The sequence below is a fragment of the Bradyrhizobium sp. ISRA436 genome, assembly GCF_029910015.1.
Classification (GTDB): domain Bacteria; phylum Pseudomonadota; class Alphaproteobacteria; order Rhizobiales; family Xanthobacteraceae; genus Bradyrhizobium.
The window spans coordinates 4,498,920-4,523,391 of record NZ_CP094519.1; the positions used below are offsets into that span (position 1 = coordinate 4,498,920).

Here is a 24,472-nt window from a genome sequence, read left to right on the forward strand (position 1 = left end):
CGCGATCGCAGGGGGACACTGGATGACTGCGTTTCTTATCGAGAATATGGCGCCGATTATGTTCGCGTCGCTGGTGGTCATGCTTCTGCTTGGCTATCCCGCGGCCTTTTCGCTCGGCGCGGTCGGCCTGATCTATGCCGTCGTCGGCATTCAGCTCGGGGAATTCCGACCGGACTTCCTGCAAGCGCTGCCGGAACGCGTGTACGGCGTGATGAACAACGACACGCTGCTTGCCATTCCATTCTTCACATTCATGGGCCTTGTGCTGGAGCGATCCGGGATGGCGGAGGATCTGCTCGACACGATCGGGCAGTTGTTCGGGACCATTCGCGGCGGCCTCGCCTATGCGGTCGTGTTCGTCGGCGCGCTGCTTGCCGCGACCACCGGCGTGGTTGCGGCCTCCGTGATCTCGATGGGCCTGATCTCGCTCCCGATCATGCTCCGCTACGGCTACGACCGCCGCGTAGCGACCGGCGTCATCGCGGCATCCGGCACGCTGGCGCAAATCATCCCGCCGTCGCTGGTGCTGATCGTGATGGCCGATCAGCTCGGCAAGTCGGTCGGCGACATGTACGAGGGAGCGTTCATTCCAGGACTGGTGCTGGCTGGCCTCTATGCCGGCTACGCCTTCCTCGTCACGCTGATCTTTCCAAAGGCGGCACCTGGCCTGCCCGCCGAGGCCATCGGCTTTCGCGAGAAGGACGGCAGCCGCGGACTGTGGTCGCTCGGCGTCTTGTTCCTGGCGAGCTGCGTGTTCGGTTGGTTCATGATGCGAAATTCGGAAGCGCACGGCGCCGATTTCGTCGTGCTCAGCATGTTCTTCGGCATCCTGTTCGCGTTCTTCGTCGCGGTGGTGAACTGGGTCGTCGACAAGCTTACCGGCTTCCGCTTCCTTTCCGCGATGGCGCAGCAAACCACCTTCGTGATGGTGCCGCCGCTCTTCCTGATCTTCCTGGTGCTCGGCACCATCTTCATCGGCGTTGCGACTCCGACCGAGGGTGGCGCGATGGGGGCCGCGGGGGCCTTGATCCTCGGCGCGTTCAAGCGCCGGCTAAGCTGGGATCTGATCCGTCAGGCCACGGAATCGACCGCGAAACTCTCCGCCTTCGTCGTCTTCATCCTGGTCGGCGCGCGCGTCTTCTCGCTCACCTTCTATGGCGTGAGCGGCCATGTCTGGGTCGAGCATCTCTTGACCTCCCTGCCCGGCGGACAAGTCGGCTTTCTGATCTTCGTCAACTTCTTCGTGTTCGTGCTCGCCTTCTTCCTCGATTTCTTCGAGCTCGCCTTCATCGTTATCCCATTGCTCGGACCGGCCGCGGAGAAGCTCGGCATCGACCTGATTTGGTTCGGCGTGATCCTCGGCGTCAACATGCAGACCTCTTTCATGCATCCGCCGTTCGGCTTCGCGCTGTTCTACCTGCGCTCGGTGGCGCCCAAGGATTCGTATCTCGACCGCGTGACCGGCAAGCGCATGCAACCGGTCACCACAGGGCAGATCTACTGGGGCGCGGTGCCGTTTGTCGTGATCCAGATCATCATGGTCGGGCTCGTCATTCTGTTCCCCGCGATGGTCATGCACTACAAAGGCGCCGCATCAACTATCGATCCCAACTCCGTCAAGATCGAGGTGCCGCAGATCGACCTGCCGCCGCTGGACTTTGGACAGCCGAAGAATTGAGCGGTCGACGCCGGCCGGTTCCTGAAGCCGGCCGGGCCACCCGCAAGTCCAGGGGATCTCGATGCTGGCCGCCGCAATCGTCGCAATTTTCGTGGTCGCCTATGCCGCGATCGCGCTCGAACATCCGATCGGGATCAACAAGTCGGCCTCGGCGTTGCTCGGCGCAGGACTGACGTGGACGGTCTACGCGATCTGGAGCGGCGATCCCGCCCTGATCGATAGGCAACTCAGCGAGTCGGTCTCCTCCACTGCCCAGATCGTGTTCTTCCTGATCGGTGCCATGACAATCGTCGAAGTCATCGACGCCCACAATGGCTTCGAGGTCATCACGTCGCTGATCAACACGAGGAAGCAGGTCACCCTGATGTGGCTCGTGGGCTTCGTGACATTCTTTCTCAGCTCCGTGCTGGACAATCTGACGACCACGATCGTCATGATCTCCCTGATGCGCAAGCTGCTCGACCGCCAAAGCGATCGCCTGTTCTTTGCTGCGATGATCGTGATCGCGGCCAATGCGGGCGGCGCCTGGTCGGCAATCGGCGACGTCACCACCACGATGCTATGGATCGGTGGCCAGATCACCCCGATTGCGATCGTCAAGGGTGTGTTCCTTGCCTCCCTGATCAATCTTGTCGTGCCGCTGCTTGTCGTCAGCGCGTCGCTGAGAGGAAAAATGGTGGTGGCGCCGGACAGGCAGGCGCAGTCCGCATCGATCGGCGTGTTCGAGCGCAATGTGACCTTCTACCTCGGTCTTGGCATTCTGATCATGGTCCCGGCATTCAAGGCCGTCACCCATCTGCCGCCCTTCATGGGGATTCTGTTTGGTCTCGGTGTCCTCTGGACGGTCGGCGAACTGATCCATCGCGACAAGGAAGAGGATGAAAAGAAACGCCTGACGCTGGTTCACGCCCTGACCAGGATCGACATGAGCTCGATCGTCTTCTTCATCGGGATATTGCTGGCGGTGGCCGCGCTCGAGCACACACATGTTCTCGAAATGCTGGCCAATTGGCTCGACGCCACCTTCGGACGATTGGACGTCATCGTGGTGCTGCTCGGTCTGCTCAGCGCGGTCATCGACAACGTTCCGCTGGTGGCAGCTTCGATGGGCATGTACAGCTTGAACCAGTATCCTCCCGACAGCTTCCTGTGGGAGTTCATCGCCTACTGCGCGGGCACCGGCGGCTCGATCCTGATCATCGGCTCGGCCTCCGGTGTCGCCGCGATGGGCCTCGAGAAGATCGAGTTCTTCTGGTATGTCCGCCGCATAACCGGGCTCGCGCTCCTGGGCTATTTCGGCGGCGCCGCAGCCTACATTGTTCAATACCGGCTGCTTCACTGATCAGCGCAGCTGATCGGCGCAGCCCGACCTGCTCAGGCCCGATTTCGGGAAATCGGACCCGCAAGACGTTCAGGATGCGACGTCTGCGAGCCGGAAGCTCAGTGTGAACTGGGCGCCGCCCTCAGGCAGATTCTCCACTTTGACCGTTGCCGCGTGGTCGTCGACCACGCCCTGCACGATGGAGAGCCCCAGCCCGGCGCCGTCGGTGCGCCGGCGATCGCCGCGCCAGAAGCGCTGGAAGATCAGGCTCTGCTCGCCCGGCGGAATGCCCGGCCCGCAATCCCGCACCCGGACCGAGCCGTCGTCGCGCACCTCGACATCGACGGAGGTCTGGTCCGCGGTGTATTTGATTGCGTTCTCGGCGAGGTTGAAGATCGCGCGCTGCAGCATCCCGGCATTGCCCTTGACCGGCACCGGCTCCTCGGTGCCACGCAGCGCGATATCCTTCTGCCGGGCCAGCGCATAGGGTGCAATCGAACCGACCACCTCGGCGCATACCGCGCGCAAATCGGCGGTCTCGCCGGGATCGAGCACCAGCGTATCGAGTTCGGCGATCTCCAGCAGCTGGCTGACGATCCGGCTCATGCTTTCGATGTCGGCATGCAGCTCGTCGGTGCCCTCGTCCGCCTTGAGTGTCTCGATCCGGGTCCTCAGGATCGCAAGCGGCGTGCGAAGCTGATGCGCGGCATCTGCCGTGAATTGCCGTTGCACGCGAAAGCCGTCCTCAAGCCGGTCGAAGGCCTGGTTGACGGCCGTCACCAGCGGCAGGATCTCGCTCGGGATCCGCTCCGTCGGCAGGCGGATGCCGGTTCGCGCCGGCCCGATGTTCTTGGCCTCGTCCGATGCCCGCACCAGCGGCGCCACGGCGCGGCGGAAAATTACGATGTCGGTGGCAAGCAGGAGCAGGAGGATCGGGATCGTGATCCAGCCGACCCGGCGGAAGAAATTGGCGACGATGTCGTCGGTGATCACGTCGCGGTGCGACAGATCCTCGGCGACGTGGATGCGGACGGTCTCCCCTCCGACGTTCCTGATCACGCTCGCACCCGCGATCTTATCGGACGACGTCTGCTTCGATGGGCTGCCGCTGTGCGATGAAAATAGAATGTGGCCGTCGCCATCGTAGATGTCGTAGCGGTAGCGGCCATAGGCCTCGGAATAGAGGTCCTTCAGGCTCTCCGGCAGGTTGAGCGCCACGTTGCCGTCGCGGCCGGCGGCGAGCTTCTCGCCGAGCACATCAGCCTGGTCGCGCATCGCCTCGCGATGCAACTGGTCGATTTCGGAATTCAGGAGCCAGAGCAGCAGGATCGGCAGGAAAACCGCAGCGATCGCGACCGCGACGATGTGCAGGAACACGATCCGCGAGGTCAGCGACGTGAAGCGGAACACGCTATTTCTCCTCGGCCATCAGGTAGCCGACGCCGCGGATGGTGTGGATCGTGATCCTGGCATTGTGCTCGGCAAGCAGCTTGCGCAGCCGCGACACATAAACCTCGACAGCGTTCGAAGCGACCTCGCCTGCAAGCCCGAAGATGTGGTCCTCGACGTTCTTCTTCGGCACCACCCGGCCCTGCCGTCGCAGAAGGATCTCAAGCACCGAGGTCTCGCGCGAGGAAAAGACGTGGGGGGCGCCATCGATGAATACCTGGCGGCTCTCGGTGTCGTAAGCGAGATTGGCGAGGTTCAGCGAGGAGCCGAGCAACTGGCCGGGGCGGCGCAGGATCGCTTCGAGCCGAGCGACGAGCTCTTCAAGCGCGAACGGCTTGGCGAGATAATCATCGGCGCCGCTGCGCAGGCCGTTGACCCGATCCTGCAGTCCGTCGCGCGCGGTCAACACCAGAACCGGCAGCGGATCGGTCTTGCGGCGAAGCTCCGACAGCACCGACAGGCCGTCGCCGTCGGGCAGGCCGAGATCGAGAATCATGGCGGCATAGGTCACGCTGCGCAGCGCGTCGCGCGCCTCGGCAACGCTGTACACGAGGTCGGCCTCGTATCCCGCCGCCATCAACCCGTTAGCGAGCAGGCACGATAGTTCGATGTTGTCCTCGACAATCAGAAGGCGCACCGCAACAATCCTGTCATCATACCAGCTCCCTGTTCGCACACCCGATTGCGGTAAGCCAGCCCCCCGGACCGCCTCGCAGGCAACCGCACCGTGCAAACGACGCGCATTTCAGCAGACCGCATCACACGCGCTCCACACACGCTATGCTTCTCTGTGAGCGGCTCGGCCGGCGCATGCAAAAATAGATAAGGGCGCTTGTCCTGCAACGGAAATTCGTTGGTTGCCGACGTCGTTGTGCAAAGCAATGTAAGGCTGGCGTAACCCGGTCCTGATAACAGGTTCCTGGCCTCGCCGAGACCAGTGTCCCTGCCCGCGCTCCGGTTAGGTTTCGGGTTCTTGTGCGGCCTCTCCAACCCCGGCGCATCAGGCAGGCATCAACCTGCTGAACGCGCAGCAGGTCTATTTTAACGCCGCAATCACCCGCGTGCAGGCGATGGCGACACGACTGTCCGACATCGCGGCGCTGTTCATGGCGCCCGGCGGCGGCTGACCGAGCGATTGCCCGACCAGCGACTAGCGGACTTGCGTGTTCGAGAGCCGCGTCGCGTCGAAGACGTAGCGGCGGCGAGAAAAAGCCCCGGGACCTTCGCCCCGGAGCCTTTCGCTTTACAAGCGTGCCGCCGCAGTCAGCTCGAAGCGTGGCGCGCCATGAAGTTGTCGTAGCCGACTTCGGCGACCTGGAACCACTGATAGCCATTGCTGGCAAAGCTACTGAGGGACTCGTAGACTTTCTTGAAGTCCGCGTTGGTCGCGGAGACCTCGTTGTGCAGTTCCTTCGCCGCCTTGAACGAAGCCTCCATCACCGGAGCCGGGAAGGCGTGCAGCTTGGCGCCCGCCGCAAGCAGCCGCTTGAGAGCTGGCGGATTTGTCTGGTCATACTTCGCCATCATCCAGTTGTTGGCGTAGTGACCGGCCTGTTCGAGAACGGACTGATAGTACTTCGGCAGTGCGTTCCACTTGTCGAGGTTGACGAACGACAGCAGCATCGGACCGCCTTCCCACCAACCCGGATAGTAATAGTGCGGAGCGACCTTGACGAATCCCAGCCTCTCATCGTCGTAGGGACCGACCCATTCAGCCGCGTCGATGGTGCCCTTCTCGAGCGCGGGATAGATGTCGCCGCCCGCGATCTGCTGCGGCACCGCACCCAACTTCTGCATCACTCGTCCGGCAAAGCCACCGATGCGGAATTTGAGCCCCTTCAGGTCGTCGACGCTGGCGATCGGCTTGCGGAACCAGCCGCCCATCTGACAGCCGGTGTTGCCGGCGAGCAGAGAGGTGACGTTGTACTTCTTGTAGAACGCGTTGAGCATGTCCCTGCCGCCGCCCAGCACGTACCAAGCCTGGTTGATGCGCATGTTCGGGCCGAACGGCACTGCCGAGCCGAAGGTGAAGGTCGGATCCTTGCCAAAGTAGTAGTACGATGCCGTGTGTCCGATCTCGACTGTGCCGTTTTGCACGGCGTCAAGGACCTGCAGTCCGGGAACGATCTCGCCGGCAGCGAATGTCTGAATCTGGAATTTGTTGTCGGTGGCCTCGCCGACCATCTTGGCCATGATCTCGGCGCCACCGTACAGCGTATCGAGCGATTTTGGCCAGCTCGTCGGCATTCGCCATTTGAGTTCCGGCATCGACTGCGCGATAGCCGGCGCAGCGATCGTCGCCGCGCCCGCGACACCCAAACCCGTAACCTTGATGAAATCTCTTCGCTTCATTTTGAATCCTGCCCTTTGTGCTTGTGTTCACGCGAGCGGCGACGTTCTGACCGTCCTTACGCCCAGCCTTTTCTTGCCACGACCCGACCAGGGGTCGTGCATGCCTTCGTAGCGAGGCTTGGCGGGAGCATGGAACATCCTCTCCCCGAACACCAGACGCAAAAAGCCCGGCCTTCTGGCGAAGGCCGGGCGACTTAAGTCGAAGAGAGGTCAGATCAGCCGCGGGTGCGCGAGCGGATCATGAAGCTGTCGAAGGTGTATTCGGCGACCTGCCACCACAGATACTGATCGGAACGGTAGGCCTGCATGGCCTCGATCGACTTCTTGAAGTCGGCGTTCTTGGCCGAGATTTCACCCCACAGCTCGTTGGTCGCCTTGAGGCAGGCCTCGAGCACCTCGTTGGTGAACGGACGCAGCTGCGTGCCGCCGGCAACCAGCCGCTTCAGCGCTGACGGGTTCTGCATGTCGTAGCGCGCGGCCATCCAGCTGTTGGCGTTGGCACAGGCGTTGGCCAGGATCGCCTGGTAGCCCTTCGGCAGCGCATTCCACTTCTCGAGATTGGCGAAGGCGTGGACCGTGGGACCGCCCTCCCAGAAGCCCGGATAATAGTAATACTTCGCGACCTTGGCGAAGCCGAGCTTCTCGTCGTCATAAGGGCCGACCCACTCGGCGGCGTCGATGGTGCCCTTCTCAAGCGCCGGATAGATGTCGCCGCCGGCGAGCTGCTGCGGCACCACGCCGACCTTCTGGAGGACCTGGCCGGCGATACCGCCGATGCGGAATTTCAGGCCGGAAAGATCGGCGACCGTCTTGATCTCCTTGCGGAACCAGCCGCCCATCTGGGTGCCGGTGTTGCCGCAGGGGAAGCCGATCACGCCGAACTTCTTGAAGAACTCGTTGCCGAGCTCCTGGCCGCCGCCCTGGTACCACCAGGAATTCTGCATGCGGGCATTGAGGCCGAACGGCACCGACGCGTAGATCGCAAAGGTCGGATCCTTGCCGACATAGTAGTAGGCGACCGTGTGCGACATCTCGACAGTGCCGTTGGAGGTCGCGTCCAGCGCTTGCAGACCGGGCGCGAGCTCACCGGCCGCGAACACCTGGATCTGGAACTTGTTGTCGGTCATTTCGGCGACGTACTTCGAGACCTGCTCCGCGCCGCCATAGATGGTGTCAAGCGACTTCGGGAAGCTCGAGGTCATGCGCCACTTGATTTCCGGGGAGGACTGCGCGATCGCCGGCGAGGCAACGGCCGTCGCGGCAGCACCGGCCGCAGAAACTTTCAAAAAATCACGACGCTTCATCGTAAGGCATCTCCTTGAGGGACGTTTCCCAGTGACCGCAAGCCTTTCCTCCGGCGAAAGGCTGCCGGGGCGCTCTGGCGGGCCCTTTAACACGGAAGCGGCTTCACGGAAACGCCACGATGGCATGACTGCGCCGATTAAACGAAAGTCTGATGGCGCAGCAATTTCTCGGGAAATGCGGCCTCAAGCCGCGGCGATGATGCCTTGCAGCTGCTGGCGGACGTTGGCGCCGATTGCGCGGTAAATCGCCGCGTGCGGGCCGTCCGGCTCGCTCTCCACCACTGGGGTACCCGAATCGGAGGTGGTGCGGATCGCCATGTCCAAGGGGATTTCGCCGAGGAACGGCACGCCCAACCGCTCGGCCTCGTGGCGCGCGCCGCCATGGCCGAAAATGTCCGAGCGCGTGCCGCAATGCGGGCACTGGAAGTAGCTCATATTCTCGACGATGCCGAGCACGGGCACGTTGACCTTCTTGAACATGGCGAGCCCGCGCCGCGCGTCGATCAGCGAGAGGTCCTGCGGCGTCGAGATAATGATGGCGCCCTTGAGCGGAACGTTCTGCGCGAGCGTGAGCTGGGCATCGCCGGTGCCCGGCGGCATGTCGACGACCAGCACGTCGAGCGTGCCCCAGGCGACATCGCGCAGCATCTGGGTGATCGCCGACATCACCATCGGCCCGCGCCAGATCATCGCGGTGTCCTCCTCGACCAGGAAGCCGATCGACATGATCGACAGGCCGAAGCGGCTCAGCGGAATCATCTTCTTGTCGTCGTTGAGCTGCGGCTTCTCGCGAATGCCGGTCAGCCGCGGCACCGACGGGCCGTAGATGTCGGCGTCGAGCAGCCCGACCCGCAGGCCAAGATCGCGCAGGCCAAGCGCAAGGTTGAGCGCGGTGGTCGACTTGCCGACCCCGCCCTTGCCGGAGGCAACCGCGATGACCGCGGAGATGCCGGGGATCTCGGCCTGCCGCGCCATCGGCGAGCCGGCCCCGCCCTGTGGCGGATGGCGATGCGCTGACGCGGGCGGGACACCACCTGCGGGCCGCGGCGGCGGCGCGGCTCCGGCACTCCCCGGCTTGCGCTCGGCGGTCAGCGCGATCATCGCGACGCTGACGCCGGGAATGGCGCGCACGGCGCTCTCGGCCTGCGCACGCACGCTCTCCCAGGCGCGGGCTTCCGCGGCATCGACGTTGATCGAGAAGAACACCTTGCCGTCGGTGACCGCGATCGGCGACAGCACATTGGCGTTGGTCAAGGCGACGCCACGCGGCGACATCACCTTGGCAAGGCAATCGAGGACCTGTTGTTGCGTCACGCTCACCGCGCATCTCCTAGCTCAAGCGGGCATGATCTCCGCGCAAACGCGCCGCGTTTGCCGCGCCGGAAAACCACGTTTCCGGATCATACCCAAGGATGCGACCCATAGAGCGTTGCGGCGCAAAAGGCTACCTCGCTCCGACGTCATCCCGGCGCTCGGCGGGGGCCGCACTGGCCTCTTCCTTGGCGGCCGCGTAGTTCAGCTCGATCATGACCCCGTTGGGATCGTTCACGAAGATCTGCCAGAGATCGCCGCCTGGAACCTGTCGCGAGTCGAATTCCATGCCCTTGGACTGCAGGCGGTTCTTCATCCCGGCAAAACCCTGGCTGGCAAAAGCGACATGATGGACGACGCCTGAATCCGGCTTTTGTGCCTCATCGGTCTTGGAAATATCGACCAGATGCACCACGGCCTTGCCCTCGCTGTACATCCACGCGCCGGGGAACGCGAAGTTCGGCCGCGGGCCCTTTTCCAGGCCCAGAATGTCCTCATAGAACCGGACAGTATCGGCGAGATTCCGGGTCCGGATGTTGAAATGATCGAGCACACCTACGCTCACGCCCATGCGAGACACTCCTTTTTTGTGAGGTTCTTTTGTTTTTGTGAGGTTCTTTTGGTATTCCGATCCTAGCACGAAACCGGGGGAAGCCGCCAAAACGAAGCCGTTGCCCTCTGCCGCTGACGGGGTATGGTGCGGCTCCCTCCATGGAAGGAATGCCCCCTGCCCGCCCTGCGTTCCCAGCGCGGCCTTGGGGGCGAATACCAAGACAAAAACAAGGTAGCACACATGGCTAAAGTCGCTTTTCTCGGTCTCGGCGTGATGGGTTTCCCAATGGCGGGACACCTCGTGAAAAAAGGCGGCCACGAGGTCACCGTGTACAACCGGACTGCAGCGAAGGCGAAGGATTGGGCCGGCAAGTTCGGCGGCAGGACCGCGCCGACGCCGAAGGCTGCCGCCGAAGGTCAGGATTTCGTGATGTGCTGCGTCGGCAATGACAACGACCTGCGCTCGGTCACGATCGGCCCCGACGGCGCATTCGCCGGCATGAAGACGGGCGCGACCTTCGTCGACCACACCACCGCCTCCGCCGAGGTCGCCCGCGAGCTCGATGCTGCCGCCACCAAGGCCGGCTTCAAGTTCGTCGACGCGCCGGTGTCCGGCGGCCAGGCCGGCGCCGAGAACGGCGTGCTGACGGTGATGTGCGGCGGCACTGCAGAAGCCTATGCCGGCGCCGAGCCGATCATCGCGGCCTATGCCCGCATGTGCAAGCTGCTCGGGCCCGCGGGTGCCGGCCAGCTGACCAAGATGGTCAACCAGATCTGCATCGCCGGCCTGGTGCAGGGCCTGTCCGAGGGCATCCACTTCGCCAAGAAGTCGGGCCTCGACGTCGCCGCCGTGGTCGAGACCATCTCCAAGGGCGCCGCGCAATCCTGGCAGATGGAAAACCGCTACAAGACCATGAACGAGGGCAAATACGATTTCGGCTTCGCCGTCGAATGGATGCGCAAGGACCTCTCGATCTGCCTCGCCGAGGCGCGCCGCAACGGCGCCACCCTGCCCGCGACCGCGCTGATCGACCAATTCTATGCCGAGGTCGAGAAGATGGGCGGTAAGCGCTGGGATACGTCGAGCCTGCTGGCCCGGCTGCAGCGCTAAATCCCATGTGGAATGAAAAGGCCAGGCGCGGCTCGGCCGCCCCTGGCCGTGCGGCCATCGGCCGTCTACAGACCGGCCGCACGAGGTGTCTCGCGCGCTCCATTGCGCGGAACTCCAAAGGTTAATTTAACTCCCCATTAACGTATTTCTTTAGCTCTTTAAGTCATCGCTTAATGATTTGGCGTCACTGATAGACAATGCAAAAAGCTCGCGCGGTTCGCGGGCAGGATTTGTGTTGTTTATGAGTAATCCCGCAGAAAAGCCTGAAGTTGTACAGCTTCCGGCAGGACCTCAGGTGGCGGCGGCGGTGAGCAGCCGCCGCGCCTCCGCGCAGCGGGTGCGCGAGGCGCGCGATCGGTTAACGTCGACCAGTGGAACCCGCCCCGCCTTCGACGCCGAACTGCTCAGACAATACGCCCAGACCAGGATGTCGGCATCCTACGTCGTCATGCTGCTGGTGGTTGCAACCGGCGTGCTGTTTGGCCTCTGGATGCAGCCGATCGTCGCGGGCGCATGGACCTGCGGCATGCTCTGCGTCCACGCCGCGATCATTCGCAGTTGCTCCCGCTTCCTCGCCGTGCAGCCTTCGGTCGCGGTGACCCGCAAATGGCGCACGCGCTTCGTGCTGCTCGACCTGCTCTATGGCCTGTGCTGGACCGCGATCCTGATCCATCCCGCCGGCCGCGACCTCGCCTCCAACACGCTGATGATGTTTTTGATGCTGCTGGTGATCGCGGTGTCGAGCATGCTGGCGGCGAGCCTGCCGATCGCAGCACTCGCGGCGACGATCCCGGTGACGGTGGCGATCGCGCTTGATCTGGTGCTGAGGGGCTCTTTCGACAATTACGTGCTGGCGCTGCTGGCGCTCGCCGCCGAAGGCTATTTCGCGCTGCTCGCCCACCGCCTGCATTCGACCACGCTGGCGACGCTGGAGGCGCGCGCCGAAAAGGACGCGCTGATCGGCGAACTGGAACAGGCCAAGGCGATCTCCGACGAGGCACGGCATCGCGCGGAATCCGCCAACGTCGCCAAGTCGCGCTTCCTGGCCCAGATGAGTCACGAATTGCGCACGCCGCTCAATGCGATCCTCGGCTTCTCCGAGGTGATGAAGAGCGAGATCTTCGGCGCGCACACGGTGCCCGTCTACAAGGAATATTCCGCCGACATCCATAATTCCGGCGTGCACCTGCTCAATCTCATCAACGAGATCCTCGACCTGTCGCGCATCGAGGCCGGCCGCTACGAATTGAACGAGGAAGCCGTCGCGCTGGTGCATGTCGTCGCCGACTGCCACCATCTCCTCAAGCTGCGCGCCTCGAGCCGCGGCATCACCATCCATGAGGTGTTCGAGCACGGCATGCCGCGCATCTGGGGCGACGAGCGCGCCATCCGCCAGGTCGTGCTCAACCTGCTCTCCAACGCGATAAAGTTCACCCCGCAGGGCGGCGAGATCTGGCTGAAGGTGGGCTGGACTGCGTCGGGCGGCCAATATCTGAGCGTCAAGGACACTGGTTCCGGCATAGCCGAGGACGAGATCCCGATCGTCCTGGCCTCGTTCGGCCAGGGCTCCAACTCGATCAAGTCGGCGGAACAGGGCGCGGGCCTTGGGCTGCCGATCGCCAAGAGCCTGATCGACATGCATGGCGGCACCTTCACGCTGAAATCGAAGCTGCGCATCGGCACCGAGGTGATCGTGACCTTCCCGCCGGAGCGCGTCATGAGCGCGCTTGCACCGATGTCCGAGGACGCGCCGCCGATGCAGCCGGAGCCCGTGGAGGGTCCGGCGAGCGCCGACCGCAAGCGTGTGCGCCGTAAATCGATCATGAGTGCCGGCACTGGATTGTAGAGCATGGCCCGGAAAGGTGTGACGTGGTGCCCCGAAGATCATGCTCAGGACAAGAAGCTGTAGCGCGATGCGAACCGCTGCGTTTCAATCCGCTTGTGCAAACGGCTGAAACCGTTCAACACTGAAGAATGAGCTCGGAAACGCCGTGTATCGCAGTCTGCATGATGGACCCCAGGACCAAGCTCTGCTTCGGATGCGGCCGCACGCTTCCGGAGATCGCGCGCTGGCACAAGATGGACAGCGCGGAGCGGTTGGCGGTGATGGCGCTGTTGCCGGCACGCATGGCGGACGCGGGGCTCGAGCGGATGGAGCCGCGTCCGAAGCGCGCCTGAGCGCGCCCGGAATGCGCGGAGGCGCCCGATGAGCCGTATCCTCCTCGTCATCCTGCTGCTGATGGCGACCGCCGGTGCGGTCGTCGCCTATGGCGATCCCAACCAGATCGCGCGCGCCAGGGAAAACATCTCGCAAATCCTCGGCCGAAGCAGCAGCGGCAGCCCGCCCGTTGCCCCCGCGGTGGAGATCGCGCGCAGCCAGGGCGGCGAGTTCGCGTTCCGCGCCAAGATCAACGGCGTCAGCGCTCCGATGGTGATCGACACCGGCGCGACCTCGGTCGTGCTGACCTGGGAAACGGCGAAGGCGATCGGCCTGCCCACCGAGATGCTCGAATACAACGTCGATCTCGAAACCGCGGGCGGTCACACCAAGGCGGCGCGGTTGACGCTCGATCGGCTCGCCGTTGGCAAGCTGGTCGAGAAATCGGTGCCGGCGCTGGTGGTCCAGCGCGGGCAGATGAAGACCAACCTGCTCGGAATGAGCTTCCTCGACCGGCTCGAAAGCTGGGGGGTGCGCGCCGGCAAGCTGATGCTGACCGGCTACCCCGAACTATCCGCACATGGTCATCGGCGCCCGCGTACGGCAGTCGACTAGCGCCATCGCCGCGCGCAGGACTTCACTCCGCTCTCTGCATCATGGCGAGCAACTGCGTGCCCGAGCATGCCCCGTTGACCTGCCTGCGGATACGGGCCAGCCTTGGCAACGATTGCGATGCCGCCGGTGACCCATCCGGCACGGCGCGGTCAGCCTCAAGGCGCGCCAAGGTGCCGCTCGCGGCATAGCGGCGATCCGAGTACGGCATTTCATCCGCAAGGTCGGACCAGCAAGCCTCAGACCTGCCTTTGGTGGAAGCGATAGAGCAGGATGCCGAGCGTGATTGCGGCAATCACGTAGAACGTCATTGCATCGACGTTGGGATGTCCTTCAACGAAAGTCAGCATCATTTCCCCCTGGCTCTGAAGATCACGAATATCCCGGCATCATCGCACCGCGCCCTGATGGTCGCCTATGGCCCATTCCTTCGCGCTGGCACCGGCCATCGAGCGGACACGCTCCTCGTCGTTTGCGAGCTCGGCGGCGCTGCCGCTGTAGATAATGGCACCATCATCCAGCACATAGGCGCGATCGGCGATGGCGAGGCTGACACGAACGTTCTGCTCGACCAGCAGCACCGAGATCCCCTCCTTGCGCATCGTCTGAATGATCTGGAAGACCTCCTTGACGATCAGAGGAGCGAGCCCCTGGCTCGGCTCGTCGAGCAACAGAAGCTTGGGATTGAGCAGCAATGCTCTCGCGATCGACAGCATCTCCTGCTCGCCACCGGAAAGCTGGCGGCCGCGATTGTCCCGCCGCTCCGCGAGGCGCGGAAACGTATTGAATACGCGCTTGGTGTCCCAAGGGCCGGGCCGCGCGACTGGGACCCGCAAATTGTCCTCGACGGTCAGGTTGGCGAAGATCTTGCGGCCTTCCGGAACGTAACCCACGCCGAATGCCGCCACCTGATAGGGTGACATCCGGGTCGCGTCGATCCCGAACAGCTTCACATTGCCATCACGCGGCGGGGTCAGTCCCATGATGCTGCGGAGCGTTGTCGTCTTGCCGGCACCGTTGCGGCCAAGCAGGACGACGATCTCGCCTTCGTTCACCGTCAGGCCCACATTGTGAAGGATGTGGCTCTTGCCATAGAACGTTTGCAGCCCCGCGACGGTCAGCGGCGTCATTGGCTCTCTCCAAGATAGGCTGCCTGCACGGCTTCGGAGGCTGCGATCTCGTCGGGCCTTCCCTCGGCAAGCAAGCTGCCCTGATCGAGCACCGTGATGTAATCGGCTAGGTGAAATACCACGCGCATATCGTGCTCGATCAGCACGATGGTGTAATTCCTCTCCTTGTGCAGGCGACGAATGAGGGTCGTGATCTCATACGTCTCCTGGTCGCCCATGCCGGCCGTCGGTTCATCGAGCAGCAATAGGCGCGGAAGCTGCGCCAGCGCCATTGCGATCTCGGTGGTCCGCTGGTCGCCGTGCGAGAGTTCGCCCACCAGCCGGTCTGCCTTGGCACCGAGCCCCACGAGCGCCAGCATTTCGGCAGCGACGTCGTTGGCGAGCTTGGCGTCGGCCCGGTTCGGCAGCATGTGCAAGGTCTGTCGTGCCGCGACCTCGGCCGCGGTGAGCACATTCTCGTGGACGGTCAGTTCCGGAAAGACCTCCGTGATCTGAAAGGTTCGTCCCATGCCGAGGCCGACGCGCAGGTGCGCCGGCAGGCGCGTCACGTCCTTGCCTTGAAACAGTATCGATCCCTTGGTCGGGGGAAAGTAGCCGCTGATCATGTTGAAGAAGGTCGTCTTGCCCGCCCCGTTCGGGCCGATGATGGCGCGTAGCTCGCCGGTCTTGACGGACATCGACACATCTTTCACGGCGACCAGATTGCCAAAGCGCTTGGTGATGTTGCGAACCTCAAGCATGCTCACACCGATTTGCGTGCGCGGCGCATGCCGAGCAGGCCGCGCGGGAAGAAGAGCACGACCACCACGAAGATCGCGCCGACAAAGGACATCCAGTTCACGGTCATCGACGAAATGTAATCCTGCAGCACCACGAACACCGTCGCGCCGACCAGCGGCCCCCAAAACGTCCGCATGCCACCCATGACGCACATCACGACCAGATAGCCTGACAGCGAGTAGTGCAGTGCCAGGGGATCGGCAAAGTTGTTGAGAAGTGCGTACAAGGTGCCCGCAAGTGCGGTGAAGAAGCAGGAGATGGAGAACGACAGCCATATCTGTCGTTCGACGGGAATCGCCAGGAACCGCGCACGACGCTCGTTCTCCCGGATTGCGCGCAAGGTGTGACCGAACGGAGAGCGAACCAGAAGGCCCAACAAGCCTACGGCAAGGCCGAAGAGGCCGAGAAGGAAGAAATAGAAGTTATTGCCGCCGTCGGTGATGTCGAGCGTCAGCGGGCCAAATCCGATCGGCTCGCGGTGAAAATCGCGCAAGCCATCGAAGCCGCCGGTGAAGTCGTTCCAGCTGTAGGCGAGATAATACCAAAGCTGCCCGAATGCGATCGTGCACATCGCAAAGTAGACGCCCCGGCGGCGCACGATCAGGAGACCGAACAGCGTCCCGGCCAATCCGCCCAGCAGCGTTCCCATCAGCATGGCAAGCGGCGTGCTGTGGGCGAGATATCGCAAGGTGAGGCCGGCGCCATAGGCGCCAAGCCCGAAATAAGCGGCGTGGCCGAAACTCAGGACGCCGGTGAAGCCCAACAGCAGGTTCAGCCCCATCGCAGCGAGCCCGAAGACCAGCACGCGCCCCGCGAGCGCCGTGTAACCGCCCAGCAATGGGAGCCAGTACGGAACCGCGATCAGGACGACCCAGACGACGGCAAGCATGCCCCATCTCGGAACGGCCGGCGTCCGCCTCGCGCCGATCGCCGCGGCGGTTGCGCTCGTGCCGATGTCGGTGCTCATGCCATCATTCCTTCCTCGCCCATTAGACCTCGCGGGCGAACAAGAAGCACGATCATCATGATGGCATAGATCACGGCCTCACTCGCCGAAGGAAAGAACACAGTGGTGAGCGCCGCCGCCACCCCGATGAGCAGTCCACCGAACAGCGTGCCGATCAGGCTGCCGACGCCGCCGACGATGATGGCGATGAAGCTCGGCATCAGCAGATCGTCGCCCATATTGGGATTGAGACCGATCTGCCCGGCGGCAAGCACCCCGCTCAAGCCCGCGAGCAGGCAGCCAAGCGCGAAATTGAACGTCCGCAACAGGCTGATATTCACCCCCAGCGACGCCACCGTCTCGAGGTCGAGCGTGCCTGCCCGGATGCGGATGCCGACTTGTGTGTAACGCAGGAACGCGAACAATCCGAGCACCGCAATGATCACGACGGTGACCATGAAGACGCGGTACCAGGTGATGAAGAACAGCGTCGGGCTGATTGGCTGCGACAGGAACTCCGGCAATCCGAGCGGCAATCCGTTGGGCCCCCAGATATAGCGGGCGGCATCCTGCATCACGAAGGCGAAGCCGAACGTCAGCAACAGGCTGTAGACCGGATCCCGGTTGTAGACGCGCCGGATCATCAACCGCTCGACCGCGAGGCCGATCAGCGCCGTAATGAAGGGCGAGACCAGCAACGCGCCCCAGTAACCCAGCGCCGGCGACAAGGTGAAGGCAAGGTAGCCGCCGAGCGCCAGGAAGTTGCCGTGAGCGAAGTTGATGACGTTGCTGAGATTGAGGATCAGGGACAAACCCAGCGCCATCAGCACGTAGAATGCGCCGATGATGAGTCCATTGGTGACGTTGAAGAGTATGACCTGGATCATCCCGCCCTCGGCCCTGGTGATCGTTCAGCCGGTGATTGGATCAGGCCGGCGCCGCCATCTTGCAGCCGGTGTCCGCCACCGAGCCCGCAGCCTCATCGCCCGGGACGAGCGCCGAGACCGTGAAAAGGTCATCCGGTTCGGATTTGGACGGATGAACCTCGCCGACGAAGATGTTCGGCATCAGTTCATGATCTCCCGCGCGGTAGCGCACCTTTCCCGGTTGCAACGCGACGTCCGGCGGCAGCTCGAGGTCCTCCAGCGCCTTCGCCATCTTCGGACCTTCAAGGGACTTTGCCTTGTCTGCCGCAAGCCGGACCGTATGCATCGCCACGTAGCCGAACCAGTCGCGCGCCGTGGGCGTCTTCTTCGTGGCAGCGCGGAAGTCGCTCACAAACTTCACGACCTCGGGCACCTTGGGCTGGTTCCACCACCACTCCATGACCCACCAGCCGGTCTGAGCGTCGGGCGGACATCCCTTGACACTTTCCAGCTCGAACAGCGCACCGCCAAGGGCCATTTCCTTCTGCATTCCGAACTGCGTGAATTGCTTCATGCAATTGATCTGCGTCAGGCCGCCCATGTTGTTGAGCAGAACGTTCGGCTTGTAGGCCTTCGCCTTGATCAAGGTCGCGGAGAAATCGGTATTGTTGATCGGGAGCATATCGCCCTCGAATGTCCCGCCGGCCTTCTTCAGCGCCTTGATGAAGGCGTCCTGCAAGGTGTGACCGTAAGCGTAGTCCGGCGTGATGAAGAACCACTTCTTGCCGAACTTCTTCACCAATTCCGGCGTGACCGCATTGGCGTCCATCGTCGTGGTGTTACAGATGCGGAAGACGTTCCATTTGCAGCTCGTTCCTGTGATCGGATCGGTGTGACCGCCTGGAACGATGTGAAAGATCTTCTTCTCGTTGGTGACCTGCGACATCGCATAGGCGATGCCGGAATTCACGTCGCCAAGGATGACTGCGACATTGTCGCGATCGATCAGCTTTCGGGTCTTCTGCACCCCGGTGCCGACATCGTTCGCGGAATCTTCGACGAGGAGCTGGACCTGGCGGCCGAGAATACCGCCCTTCTTGTTGATTTCGGCTTCGGCGTACCGGGCGCCGTCGACCTCACTCTGTGCCAGCGCAGAAAGCACGCCGGTCAGTGGATTGACCATTCCGATCTTGACCGGCTCGTCCGCGAGCGACTTGCCTATGAAGGGCGCGCTGATCACCTGGCTGCCGGCCAGCGCGAATCCGGACTTGATGAGCGTGCGACGATTGATCGACAACCGAATCGTAGCCATTCCAGACCTCCCTGTTTTGTAGTTTTTCGCGGACGTTTATTTCATGAAGACAAAGTCACTCCAGCTGCCCAAATGATCGCGAAGAGATCACGGTCTCAGAGATCACGGGCGATTTGACATCGCTGTTTGGAATTGGGCTCGCCCGCCGGCTCTCTATGCTTCCCGCATCGCAGGATGCGGCGGCCGCGGCGCTCCGATGCGGCAGATTGCCTCACTCTTCCTGCGGCACAAATCCACAATTCGTCTAACCGCGATGCAACCAATCGAGGGCGACGAGATGAGCCATGCGATCGCCCGGATCTTCGCCACCTCGGGCGAAAGGTAAGGACACGTGTTGCCCGGCCGGCGTCCGTTCAGGCGGCGATCGACGCGGGCGCGCGGTCGTCGACCAGCGCGATCGCATCGCGCAGCACATCGGCGCCGGCACCCGGCTTGACGCCGTTCTCCGCCAGATGGCGGCGGAACGCCCGCGCGCCGGGGACACCATGGAAGGCGCCAACGAAGTGCCGCGTGATCGAATGCAGCCGGGTCCCCAGCGCGAGCTGCACCTCGATATAGGGCATCATGGCCGCGAACACGTCCTTCATCGTCGCATGTGGCGACGCCTCGCCGAACAGTTCGGAATCGACGGCGAGCAGCCGCCACGGTTCCTGATAGGCCGCCCGCCCGAGCATCACGCCATCGACATGCGCAAGATGCTGCCGTGCCTCGGCAAGGCTCGCGATGCCGCCATTGATGATGATGGGCACGCCGGGCAGCGCCGCCTTCAGGCGATAGACGCGATCGTAGTCGAGCGGCGGGATCTCGCGGTTCTCCTTCGGCGATAATCCGTTCAACCAGGCCTTGCGGGCGTGCACGATGAGCATATCCGCCCCCGCCGCAATCACCCCGCGCGCCAGCACATCGAGCGCGACTTCCGGATCCTGATCGTCGATGCCGATCCGACATTTCACCGTGACTGGAATGCTCACCGCGCGCTTCATGGCAGCGACACCGTCGGCGACCAGCGCGGGTTCGGCCATCAGGCAGGCGCCGAACCGCCCCTCCTTCACGCGGTCGGAGGGGCAGCCGACATTGAGATTGATCTCATCGTAACCGACGTCCTCGCCGATCCTGGCGGCCGTCGCGAGATCGCGCGGATCGGAGCCGCCAAGCTGCAGCGCCACGGGATGTTCGCTCGCATCATGTCCGAGCAGCCGAACCCGATCGCCGTGGATCACCGCGCCGGTCGTCAACATCTCCGTATAGAGCCGCGCCCGCCGCGACATCAGCCGATGGTAGACGCGGCAGTGCCGGTCAGTCCAATCCATCATGGGGGCTACGGAAAATTTCCATTCCATCTCAACTGCTTACGCGCAAGCCCGGCGCAATGCAACACGATGTTTGGAACCGCTGCCGGGCGAAGCAGGTCCGGCCCGACCAAAATATCGAAAACAACCCCATGCAAAGTAGCTTCGCGGGTGCACGTCGGCCGAAGCGCGACAAACCGTCTACGCTCTCGCAGATGCCGACACCATAGTCGACCGCCCAGGTCGGGCGCGTGGTCAAGAGCCGTCGTCCGCTCCGGACCTCTACCGCCGCCTCTGACTGCGGCGATACAGGCTCTGCTGGATCATGATGCGTTTCCACGGAATTGCATCATGATCTGATCTCTTTGTTTGAGCATGATCTTCTCGGAAGACCGGTTTCCACTTTTCCGGATCATGCTAGGTTTGTACTCAATCAGATGTATAATTTTACGTGGAGATATGATTCAAGCTCTGCATTTGCGGGGCTTGGATCATGGCGGGCGAGTTTTGGTTGAATGATCGGCAGTGGGCAGCAATCGAGCCCTTGCTGCCGCAAAATCAGCCCGGCGCTCGTCGAGTCGATGATCGCCGCGTGATCAGTGGCATCATCCATGTGTTGAAGTCCGGCTGCCGCTGGCGCGATTGCCCGGCAGTGTTCGGCCCTTACACGACCGTCTACAATCGCTGGAACCGCTGGTCGCGGCGCGAGGTCTGGCGCAATCTGTTCGAAGCACTTCGGGGCCTGTCGCCCGATGACGACTTCCAGGCCATCGATTCCACGACCGCCAAGGCGCACCGTGCGGCGGCCGGTGGAAAAGGGGGGCGGAGGCTCAGGCCATCGGTCGTTCCCGCGGTGGCAGGACCACCAAGATCCACGCCGTCTGCGACAGTCTCGGACGCGCCATCGCGCTCGAAGTAACGCCAGGTCAGCGTGGTGACATCCGCGCGGCGCTGCCCCTGCTCAGCTCTCTGCCACCACCGCGTTGCTGTGCGGCCGACACGGCCTATGACGCGAACGAACTGCGGCAATTCCTCATCGAACGGGGAACAACCCCGGTCATCCCAAACAATCCCACCCGAAAACGCTTCCATCCGTTCGACCGCGCCGCATACAAGCGGCGCAACCTCGTCGAGCGCATGTTTTGCAGGCTCAAGGACTGGCGGCGCATTGCAACCCGCTATGACAAGCTCGCCAGAAACTTCCTCTCGGCCGTCAATCTTGCTGCCGCTATCATTTGGTGGACCTGATTGAGTCCGGACCTTAGAGGAACCCGATCGAAATCCACGGCACAGCGGCGACAATAATCGTGCCGATCAGCAGTGCGATCATGTAGGCGGCCATCGGCTTCATGCCTTCGTCCGGATTGATGCGGCTGATCGCGCAGGCGGCGTAGTAGCCGACGCCGAAGGGCGGCGCGAACAGGCCGATACCCATCGCAAGCACGACGACTATTGCATAATGCACCTCGTGCACGCCGACCTGCCGTGCGATCGGAAACAGCAGCGGCCCGAACAGGACGATGGCCGGAATGCCTTCGAGCACGCTGCCCAGGATAACGAAGGCGACAATGGTAACGGCAAGGAACATCGAGACGCCACCTGGAAGTGCGGTCATGACCTTCGCGAGCAAAGCCGAGAAGCCGGATTGCGTCAGCGCCCAGGCCATGCCGGTGGCCGCGCCGATGATGAGCAGGATGGCGCCGGAGAGCGAGGCGGTCTCGACCAGCATCGGATAGAGGCGCCGCCAGGAGAACTGCCGGTAGATCAACAGTCCTGCGAGCATCGCGTAGACGATGCCAATGGTGGACACTTCGGTCGCGGTGGCAACGCCCTCCACCACCGCCGCCCGGATCACGAAGGGCAGCGCGATGGCGGGAATGGCGGCCACGAAGGCACGGCCGATCTCGCGCCCCGTCGCCCGCTTGACATGCGATAGGTTCTCGCGGCGGTAACGCCACCAGACCACGGCGCAAAGCGTGACCGCGAGCACGATGCCCGGTAGTAGGCCGCCCGTGAAAAGCGCGGCAATCGACACGCCCGTGACTGAGCCGATCGTGATCAGCACCAGCGAAGGCGGGATGGTTTCCGTCTGCGCCCCGGTTGCAGAGAGCAGCGCCACGAGGTCGCCGGGCCTGGCGCCGCGTGCCTTCATTTCGGGAAACAGCACAGGAGCAACGGCTGCCATGTCGGCGGCCTTGGAGCCGGAGATTCCGGAGACGAGATACATGGCTCCGACCAGCACGTAGTGCAGGCCGCCGCGGACGTGCCCGAGCAGGCTGGCGAGGAAGCTCACCATGGCCCGGGCCATGCCGGTCATTTCGATGAGCAAGCCGAGGAAGACAAACAGCGGCACCGCCAGCAGGATCAGATGGCTCATGCCCTCATCCATCCGGCCGATCACGACCACGCTCGGTGTGCTGGTGGTCAGGGTGAGGTAGCCGACCGTGGCGAGGCCGAACGCAAAGGCAATCGGAACCGCCGCAAAGACCATGGCGCCGACTAGGAACACAAAAAAGATGAGCAGGTTCAAGTTGCCCAATGGCTTCAGCACAGGCGCCAGAAGCGCGAGGACAGCAACGAGAGCGCCTACCAGGGCGACAGCCGCAAGCCCCCTGCGCAAATCGGCGATCGCGGCCAGACGCAGCACCGCGACGACCAGCATCAGTCCGATGCCCAGCGGCAACGCGGCCGCCCGCCAGGAATTGACGATGTCGAGTGCCGGCGTTCGGACATAGACCTCGTCGACCGCGAAGTCATAGGCGGGATGGATGACGAGAAGCAGGAAAGCCAGCGACGCCGATATAGCGACGACATCGAGAAACGCTCGTGCAGACGAACCGAGCATGCCGACGATCGCGGTCATCCGCATATGCTCGCCGCGCTGGAATGCGATGACCGAGCCGAGCATCGCCAGCCACAGGAACAGGATGCCGGCCAGTTCGTCCGTCCACACGATCGGCGCATGAAAGACGTAACGGGCAATGATGCCGAGCAGGAGCACAACGATCTCCGCGACGACCAACAGCGCGGCGGGAATGGCAACGGCCGGCTCGAGCACGCGGGTCAGGCGTGCAACGCCACCGCGCCATCCGGACAGAGGCGCCTTGGCAGCCTCCAACTCGGTTGCAGGTGCATGGGCCATGGCGCTCACCCCAGCTTTCCTGCGGCTCTCTCCAGCTGCGTCCAAGCCTCCTCGCCAAACTTGGCCTTCCAATCGGCATAGAAGCTCGTTTTGGCCAGCGCCTGCCGGAAGCCTGCACGGTCGACCTCCAGGAACTGAATGCCTTTCGCCGCCAGATCGGACCGCAGCGCGTCGCTCAGCTTTGCGATATCGGCACGTTCGTCGTCCGCGGAGCTGTCGAATTCGCGGGTCACGATCGCTTGCAGATCCTTTGGCAGTTTCTCGAATGCCCGCTTGTTGCCGAGGATCCAGTAGTTGTCCCAGACGTGGCCGGTCAGGCTGCAGCTCTTCTGCACCTCGTAGAGGCGCGCGGTCGCAATGATCGGTAGCGGATTTTCCTGCCCGTCGACGACCTTGGTCTGCAGCGCGGAGTAGACCTCGTTGAAATTGATCGGGGCGGGACCTGCGCCAAGCGCCTGAAACAGCGAAGTAAGATTCGGCGCTGCCGGCACCCGAAGCTTGAAGCCCTTCAGATCGTCAGGCGTTTTGATCTCGCGGCCCGATGAAGTGACATGACGGAAGCCGTTATCCCAGGCCTTCGATACCGTCATGATCGGCGTCTTGGCGATCTGCGCACGGATGTAGGCGCCGAGATCGCCATCCATCGCTTTCCAGACCGCATCATAGCTGGTGAACAGGAAACCCAGATTTGCGATTCCCGCAGCCGGAACCAGCGTCGCGAGGACCAGCGAGGACAGGTTGAAGAACTCGACGCCGCCATTTCTCACCTGGGTTAGCAGGTCGGTGTCCGAACCGAGCTGGTTCGCCGGGAAGATGTTGATCTCGAGCCGACCGCCGCTGGCCTCGCGGATGCGATCGGCCGCCTCTTTGGCGCGAATGTTGACCGGATGTGTCGGATCCTGCCCGGTCGCGAGCTTGTAAGTGAACTCCGCCGCGGAAGCGCGGCGGGTAAGAATGCCACAGAGCGGAACGGCGGCCGCGCCCATCATCAACGTGCGGCGGCTCACGGTTATCAGCTTGCGCGTGCTCATCGTTTCCTCCTTGAGATTCTGGCTCCGACTGGCGGATTGGCAGCAACGGTTGCTCCCGTTGATTTTCTTGTTGACCGGCGCGAGAAGGCCGGCGAAGGGCGGCAGCCATCGCTCTCCGCAGCGGAGCT

Annotated in this window: 20 protein-coding genes and 1 pseudogene; 7 read left to right on the forward strand and 14 right to left on the reverse strand. The window is 63.1% G+C overall.

Annotated features, from left to right (window positions below; all coding sequences use genetic code 11):
* Positions 1-22: 22 nt before the first annotated feature.
* Both MTX23_RS21370 and nhaD read left to right on the forward strand, forming a co-directional pair.
* Positions 23-1,678: a TRAP transporter large permease subunit gene (locus MTX23_RS21370; RefSeq protein WP_280972174.1), complete on the forward strand. Its 1,656-nt coding sequence runs from the start codon at positions 23-25 to the stop codon at positions 1,676-1,678.
* 64 nt (positions 1,679-1,742) lie between these two features.
* Positions 1,743-3,020: a sodium:proton antiporter NhaD gene (gene nhaD, locus MTX23_RS21375; RefSeq protein ID WP_280978137.1), complete on the forward strand. Its 1,278-nt coding sequence runs from the start codon at positions 1,743-1,745 to the stop codon at positions 3,018-3,020.
* Positions 3,021-3,089: 69 nt separating this feature from the next.
* Here the strand turns inward: nhaD and MTX23_RS21380 are convergent, their stop codons facing one another.
* From MTX23_RS21380 to MTX23_RS21405, 6 genes are all read right to left on the reverse strand, one after another.
* Positions 3,090-4,409 carry an ATP-binding protein gene (locus MTX23_RS21380; RefSeq protein WP_280972175.1) on the reverse strand — a complete coding sequence of 440 codons (1,320 nt, stop codon included), beginning with the start codon at positions 4,407-4,409 and terminating at the stop codon, positions 3,090-3,092.
* A gap of 1 nt (position 4,410) precedes the next feature.
* The gene (locus tag MTX23_RS21385) at positions 4,411-5,085 is read right to left on the reverse strand and encodes a response regulator transcription factor (protein ID WP_280972176.1); all 675 of its coding nucleotides are present in this window, start codon (positions 5,083-5,085) and stop codon (positions 4,411-4,413) included.
* Between the two features lie 626 nt (positions 5,086-5,711).
* Positions 5,712-6,800 (reverse strand): TRAP transporter substrate-binding protein DctP, encoded by a 1,089-nt coding sequence (gene dctP, locus MTX23_RS21390; protein ID WP_280972177.1) that lies wholly within the window; start codon positions 6,798-6,800, stop codon positions 5,712-5,714.
* Positions 6,801-7,015: 215 nt separating this feature from the next.
* Positions 7,016-8,104: a TRAP transporter substrate-binding protein gene (locus tag MTX23_RS21395; protein ID WP_280972178.1), complete on the reverse strand. Its 1,089-nt coding sequence runs from the start codon at positions 8,102-8,104 to the stop codon at positions 7,016-7,018.
* A 183-nt stretch (positions 8,105-8,287) separates the two neighbouring features.
* A complete protein-coding gene (locus MTX23_RS21400; protein WP_280972179.1) occupies positions 8,288-9,424 on the reverse strand; it encodes an Mrp/NBP35 family ATP-binding protein in 1,137 nt (378 codons plus the stop codon).
* 124 nt (positions 9,425-9,548) lie between these two features.
* Positions 9,549-9,986 carry a VOC family protein gene (locus tag MTX23_RS21405; protein WP_280972180.1) on the reverse strand — a complete coding sequence of 146 codons (438 nt, stop codon included), beginning with the start codon at positions 9,984-9,986 and terminating at the stop codon, positions 9,549-9,551.
* A 222-nt stretch (positions 9,987-10,208) separates the two neighbouring features.
* Here MTX23_RS21405 and MTX23_RS21410 point away from each other — a divergent pair, with 222 nt between their 5' ends.
* The 4 genes from MTX23_RS21410 to MTX23_RS21425 all read left to right on the forward strand — a co-directional run bounded on the left by MTX23_RS21410 (position 10,209) and on the right by MTX23_RS21425 (position 13,851).
* Positions 10,209-11,078 (forward strand): NAD(P)-dependent oxidoreductase, encoded by an 870-nt coding sequence (locus MTX23_RS21410; RefSeq protein WP_280972181.1) that lies wholly within the window; start codon positions 10,209-10,211, stop codon positions 11,076-11,078.
* A 241-nt stretch (positions 11,079-11,319) separates the two neighbouring features.
* Entirely contained in the window at positions 11,320-12,924 is a 1,605-nt protein-coding gene (locus MTX23_RS21415; protein WP_280972182.1) for a HAMP domain-containing sensor histidine kinase, read from the forward strand.
* Between the two features lie 128 nt (positions 12,925-13,052).
* Entirely contained in the window at positions 13,053-13,256 is a 204-nt protein-coding gene (locus MTX23_RS21420) for a DUF1289 domain-containing protein (RefSeq protein WP_280972183.1), read from the forward strand.
* A 28-nt stretch (positions 13,257-13,284) separates the two neighbouring features.
* The gene (locus MTX23_RS21425) at positions 13,285-13,851 is read left to right on the forward strand and encodes a TIGR02281 family clan AA aspartic protease (protein WP_280972184.1); all 567 of its coding nucleotides are present in this window, start codon (positions 13,285-13,287) and stop codon (positions 13,849-13,851) included.
* A 386-nt stretch (positions 13,852-14,237) separates the two neighbouring features.
* Here the strand turns inward: MTX23_RS21425 and MTX23_RS21430 are convergent, their stop codons facing one another.
* The 6 genes from MTX23_RS21430 to dusA all read right to left on the reverse strand — a co-directional run bounded on the left by MTX23_RS21430 (position 14,238) and on the right by dusA (position 20,195).
* Complete coding sequence (locus tag MTX23_RS21430) at positions 14,238-14,978, reverse strand: ABC transporter ATP-binding protein (RefSeq protein WP_280972185.1); 741 nt, start codon at positions 14,976-14,978, stop codon at positions 14,238-14,240.
* Positions 14,975-15,718, reverse strand: coding sequence for an ABC transporter ATP-binding protein (locus MTX23_RS21435; RefSeq protein WP_348637496.1), 744 nt, complete (start codon positions 15,716-15,718; stop codon positions 14,975-14,977). The genes MTX23_RS21430 and MTX23_RS21435 overlap by 4 nt, the downstream gene beginning before the upstream one ends.
* Before the next feature lie 2 nt (positions 15,719-15,720).
* The gene (locus tag MTX23_RS21440) at positions 15,721-16,725 is read right to left on the reverse strand and encodes a branched-chain amino acid ABC transporter permease (protein WP_280972187.1); all 1,005 of its coding nucleotides are present in this window, start codon (positions 16,723-16,725) and stop codon (positions 15,721-15,723) included.
* The gene (locus MTX23_RS21445; protein ID WP_280972188.1) at positions 16,722-17,591 is read right to left on the reverse strand and encodes a branched-chain amino acid ABC transporter permease; all 870 of its coding nucleotides are present in this window, start codon (positions 17,589-17,591) and stop codon (positions 16,722-16,724) included. Before MTX23_RS21445 ends, MTX23_RS21440 begins: the two co-directional genes overlap by 4 nt.
* 40 nt (positions 17,592-17,631) lie before the next feature.
* A complete protein-coding gene (locus tag MTX23_RS21450) occupies positions 17,632-18,882 on the reverse strand; it encodes an ABC transporter substrate-binding protein (RefSeq protein ID WP_280972189.1) in 1,251 nt (416 codons plus the stop codon).
* A 353-nt stretch (positions 18,883-19,235) separates the two neighbouring features.
* Positions 19,236-20,195, reverse strand: a complete 960-nt coding sequence (gene dusA / locus MTX23_RS21455) for a tRNA dihydrouridine(20/20a) synthase DusA (RefSeq protein WP_280972190.1) — start codon at positions 20,193-20,195, stop codon at positions 19,236-19,238.
* A gap of 469 nt (positions 20,196-20,664) precedes the next feature.
* Between dusA and MTX23_RS21460 the strand changes: the two are divergent.
* Positions 20,665-21,419, forward strand: a pseudogene (locus MTX23_RS21460) (IS5 family transposase).
* 13 nt (positions 21,420-21,432) lie between these two features.
* Here the strand turns inward: MTX23_RS21460 and MTX23_RS21465 are convergent.
* Together MTX23_RS21465 and MTX23_RS21470 are read right to left on the reverse strand one after the other, a co-directional pair.
* Positions 21,433-23,313 (reverse strand): TRAP transporter large permease subunit, encoded by a 1,881-nt coding sequence (locus MTX23_RS21465; RefSeq protein WP_280972191.1) that lies wholly within the window; start codon positions 23,311-23,313, stop codon positions 21,433-21,435.
* A 5-nt stretch (positions 23,314-23,318) separates the two neighbouring features.
* Positions 23,319-24,344, reverse strand: coding sequence for a TRAP transporter substrate-binding protein (locus MTX23_RS21470; RefSeq protein WP_280972192.1), 1,026 nt, complete (start codon positions 24,342-24,344; stop codon positions 23,319-23,321).
* Positions 24,345-24,472: the final 128 nt, after the last annotated feature.

What these genes read in the sequence shown, in the direction of transcription:
- MTX23_RS21470 (WP_280972192.1), bottom strand. Translation starts at nt 24,344, where the DNA reads ATGAGCACGCGCAAGCTGATAACCGTGAGCCGCCGCACGTTGATGATG.
- MTX23_RS21435 (WP_348637496.1), bottom strand. Translation starts at nt 15,718, where the DNA reads ATGCTTGAGGTTCGCAACATCACCAAGCGCTTTGGCAATCTGGTCGCC.
- MTX23_RS21425 (WP_280972184.1), top strand. Translation starts at nt 13,285, where the DNA reads ATGAGCCGTATCCTCCTCGTCATCCTGCTGCTGATGGCGACCGCCGGT.
- MTX23_RS21450 (WP_280972189.1), bottom strand. Translation starts at nt 18,882, where the DNA reads ATGGCTACGATTCGGTTGTCGATCAATCGTCGCACGCTCATCAAGTCC.
- dctP (WP_280972177.1), bottom strand. Translation starts at nt 6,800, where the DNA reads ATGAAGCGAAGAGATTTCATCAAGGTTACGGGTTTGGGTGTCGCGGGC.
- dusA (WP_280972190.1), bottom strand. Translation starts at nt 20,195, where the DNA reads ATGATGGATTGGACTGACCGGCACTGCCGCGTCTACCATCGGCTGATG.
- MTX23_RS21430 (WP_280972185.1), bottom strand. Translation starts at nt 14,978, where the DNA reads ATGACGCCGCTGACCGTCGCGGGGCTGCAAACGTTCTATGGCAAGAGC.
- MTX23_RS21415 (WP_280972182.1), top strand. Translation starts at nt 11,320, where the DNA reads ATGAGTAATCCCGCAGAAAAGCCTGAAGTTGTACAGCTTCCGGCAGGA.
- MTX23_RS21395 (WP_280972178.1), bottom strand. Translation starts at nt 8,104, where the DNA reads ATGAAGCGTCGTGATTTTTTGAAAGTTTCTGCGGCCGGTGCTGCCGCG.
- MTX23_RS21465 (WP_280972191.1), bottom strand. Translation starts at nt 23,313, where the DNA reads ATGGCCCATGCACCTGCAACCGAGTTGGAGGCTGCCAAGGCGCCTCTG.
- MTX23_RS21405 (WP_280972180.1), bottom strand. Translation starts at nt 9,986, where the DNA reads ATGGGCGTGAGCGTAGGTGTGCTCGATCATTTCAACATCCGGACCCGG.
- MTX23_RS21410 (WP_280972181.1), top strand. Translation starts at nt 10,209, where the DNA reads ATGGCTAAAGTCGCTTTTCTCGGTCTCGGCGTGATGGGTTTCCCAATG.
- MTX23_RS21445 (WP_280972188.1), bottom strand. Translation starts at nt 17,591, where the DNA reads ATGATCCAGGTCATACTCTTCAACGTCACCAATGGACTCATCATCGGC.
- MTX23_RS21420 (WP_280972183.1), top strand. Translation starts at nt 13,053, where the DNA reads ATGAGCTCGGAAACGCCGTGTATCGCAGTCTGCATGATGGACCCCAGG.
- MTX23_RS21440 (WP_280972187.1), bottom strand. Translation starts at nt 16,725, where the DNA reads ATGAGCACCGACATCGGCACGAGCGCAACCGCCGCGGCGATCGGCGCG.
- MTX23_RS21370 (WP_280972174.1), top strand. Translation starts at nt 23, where the DNA reads ATGACTGCGTTTCTTATCGAGAATATGGCGCCGATTATGTTCGCGTCG.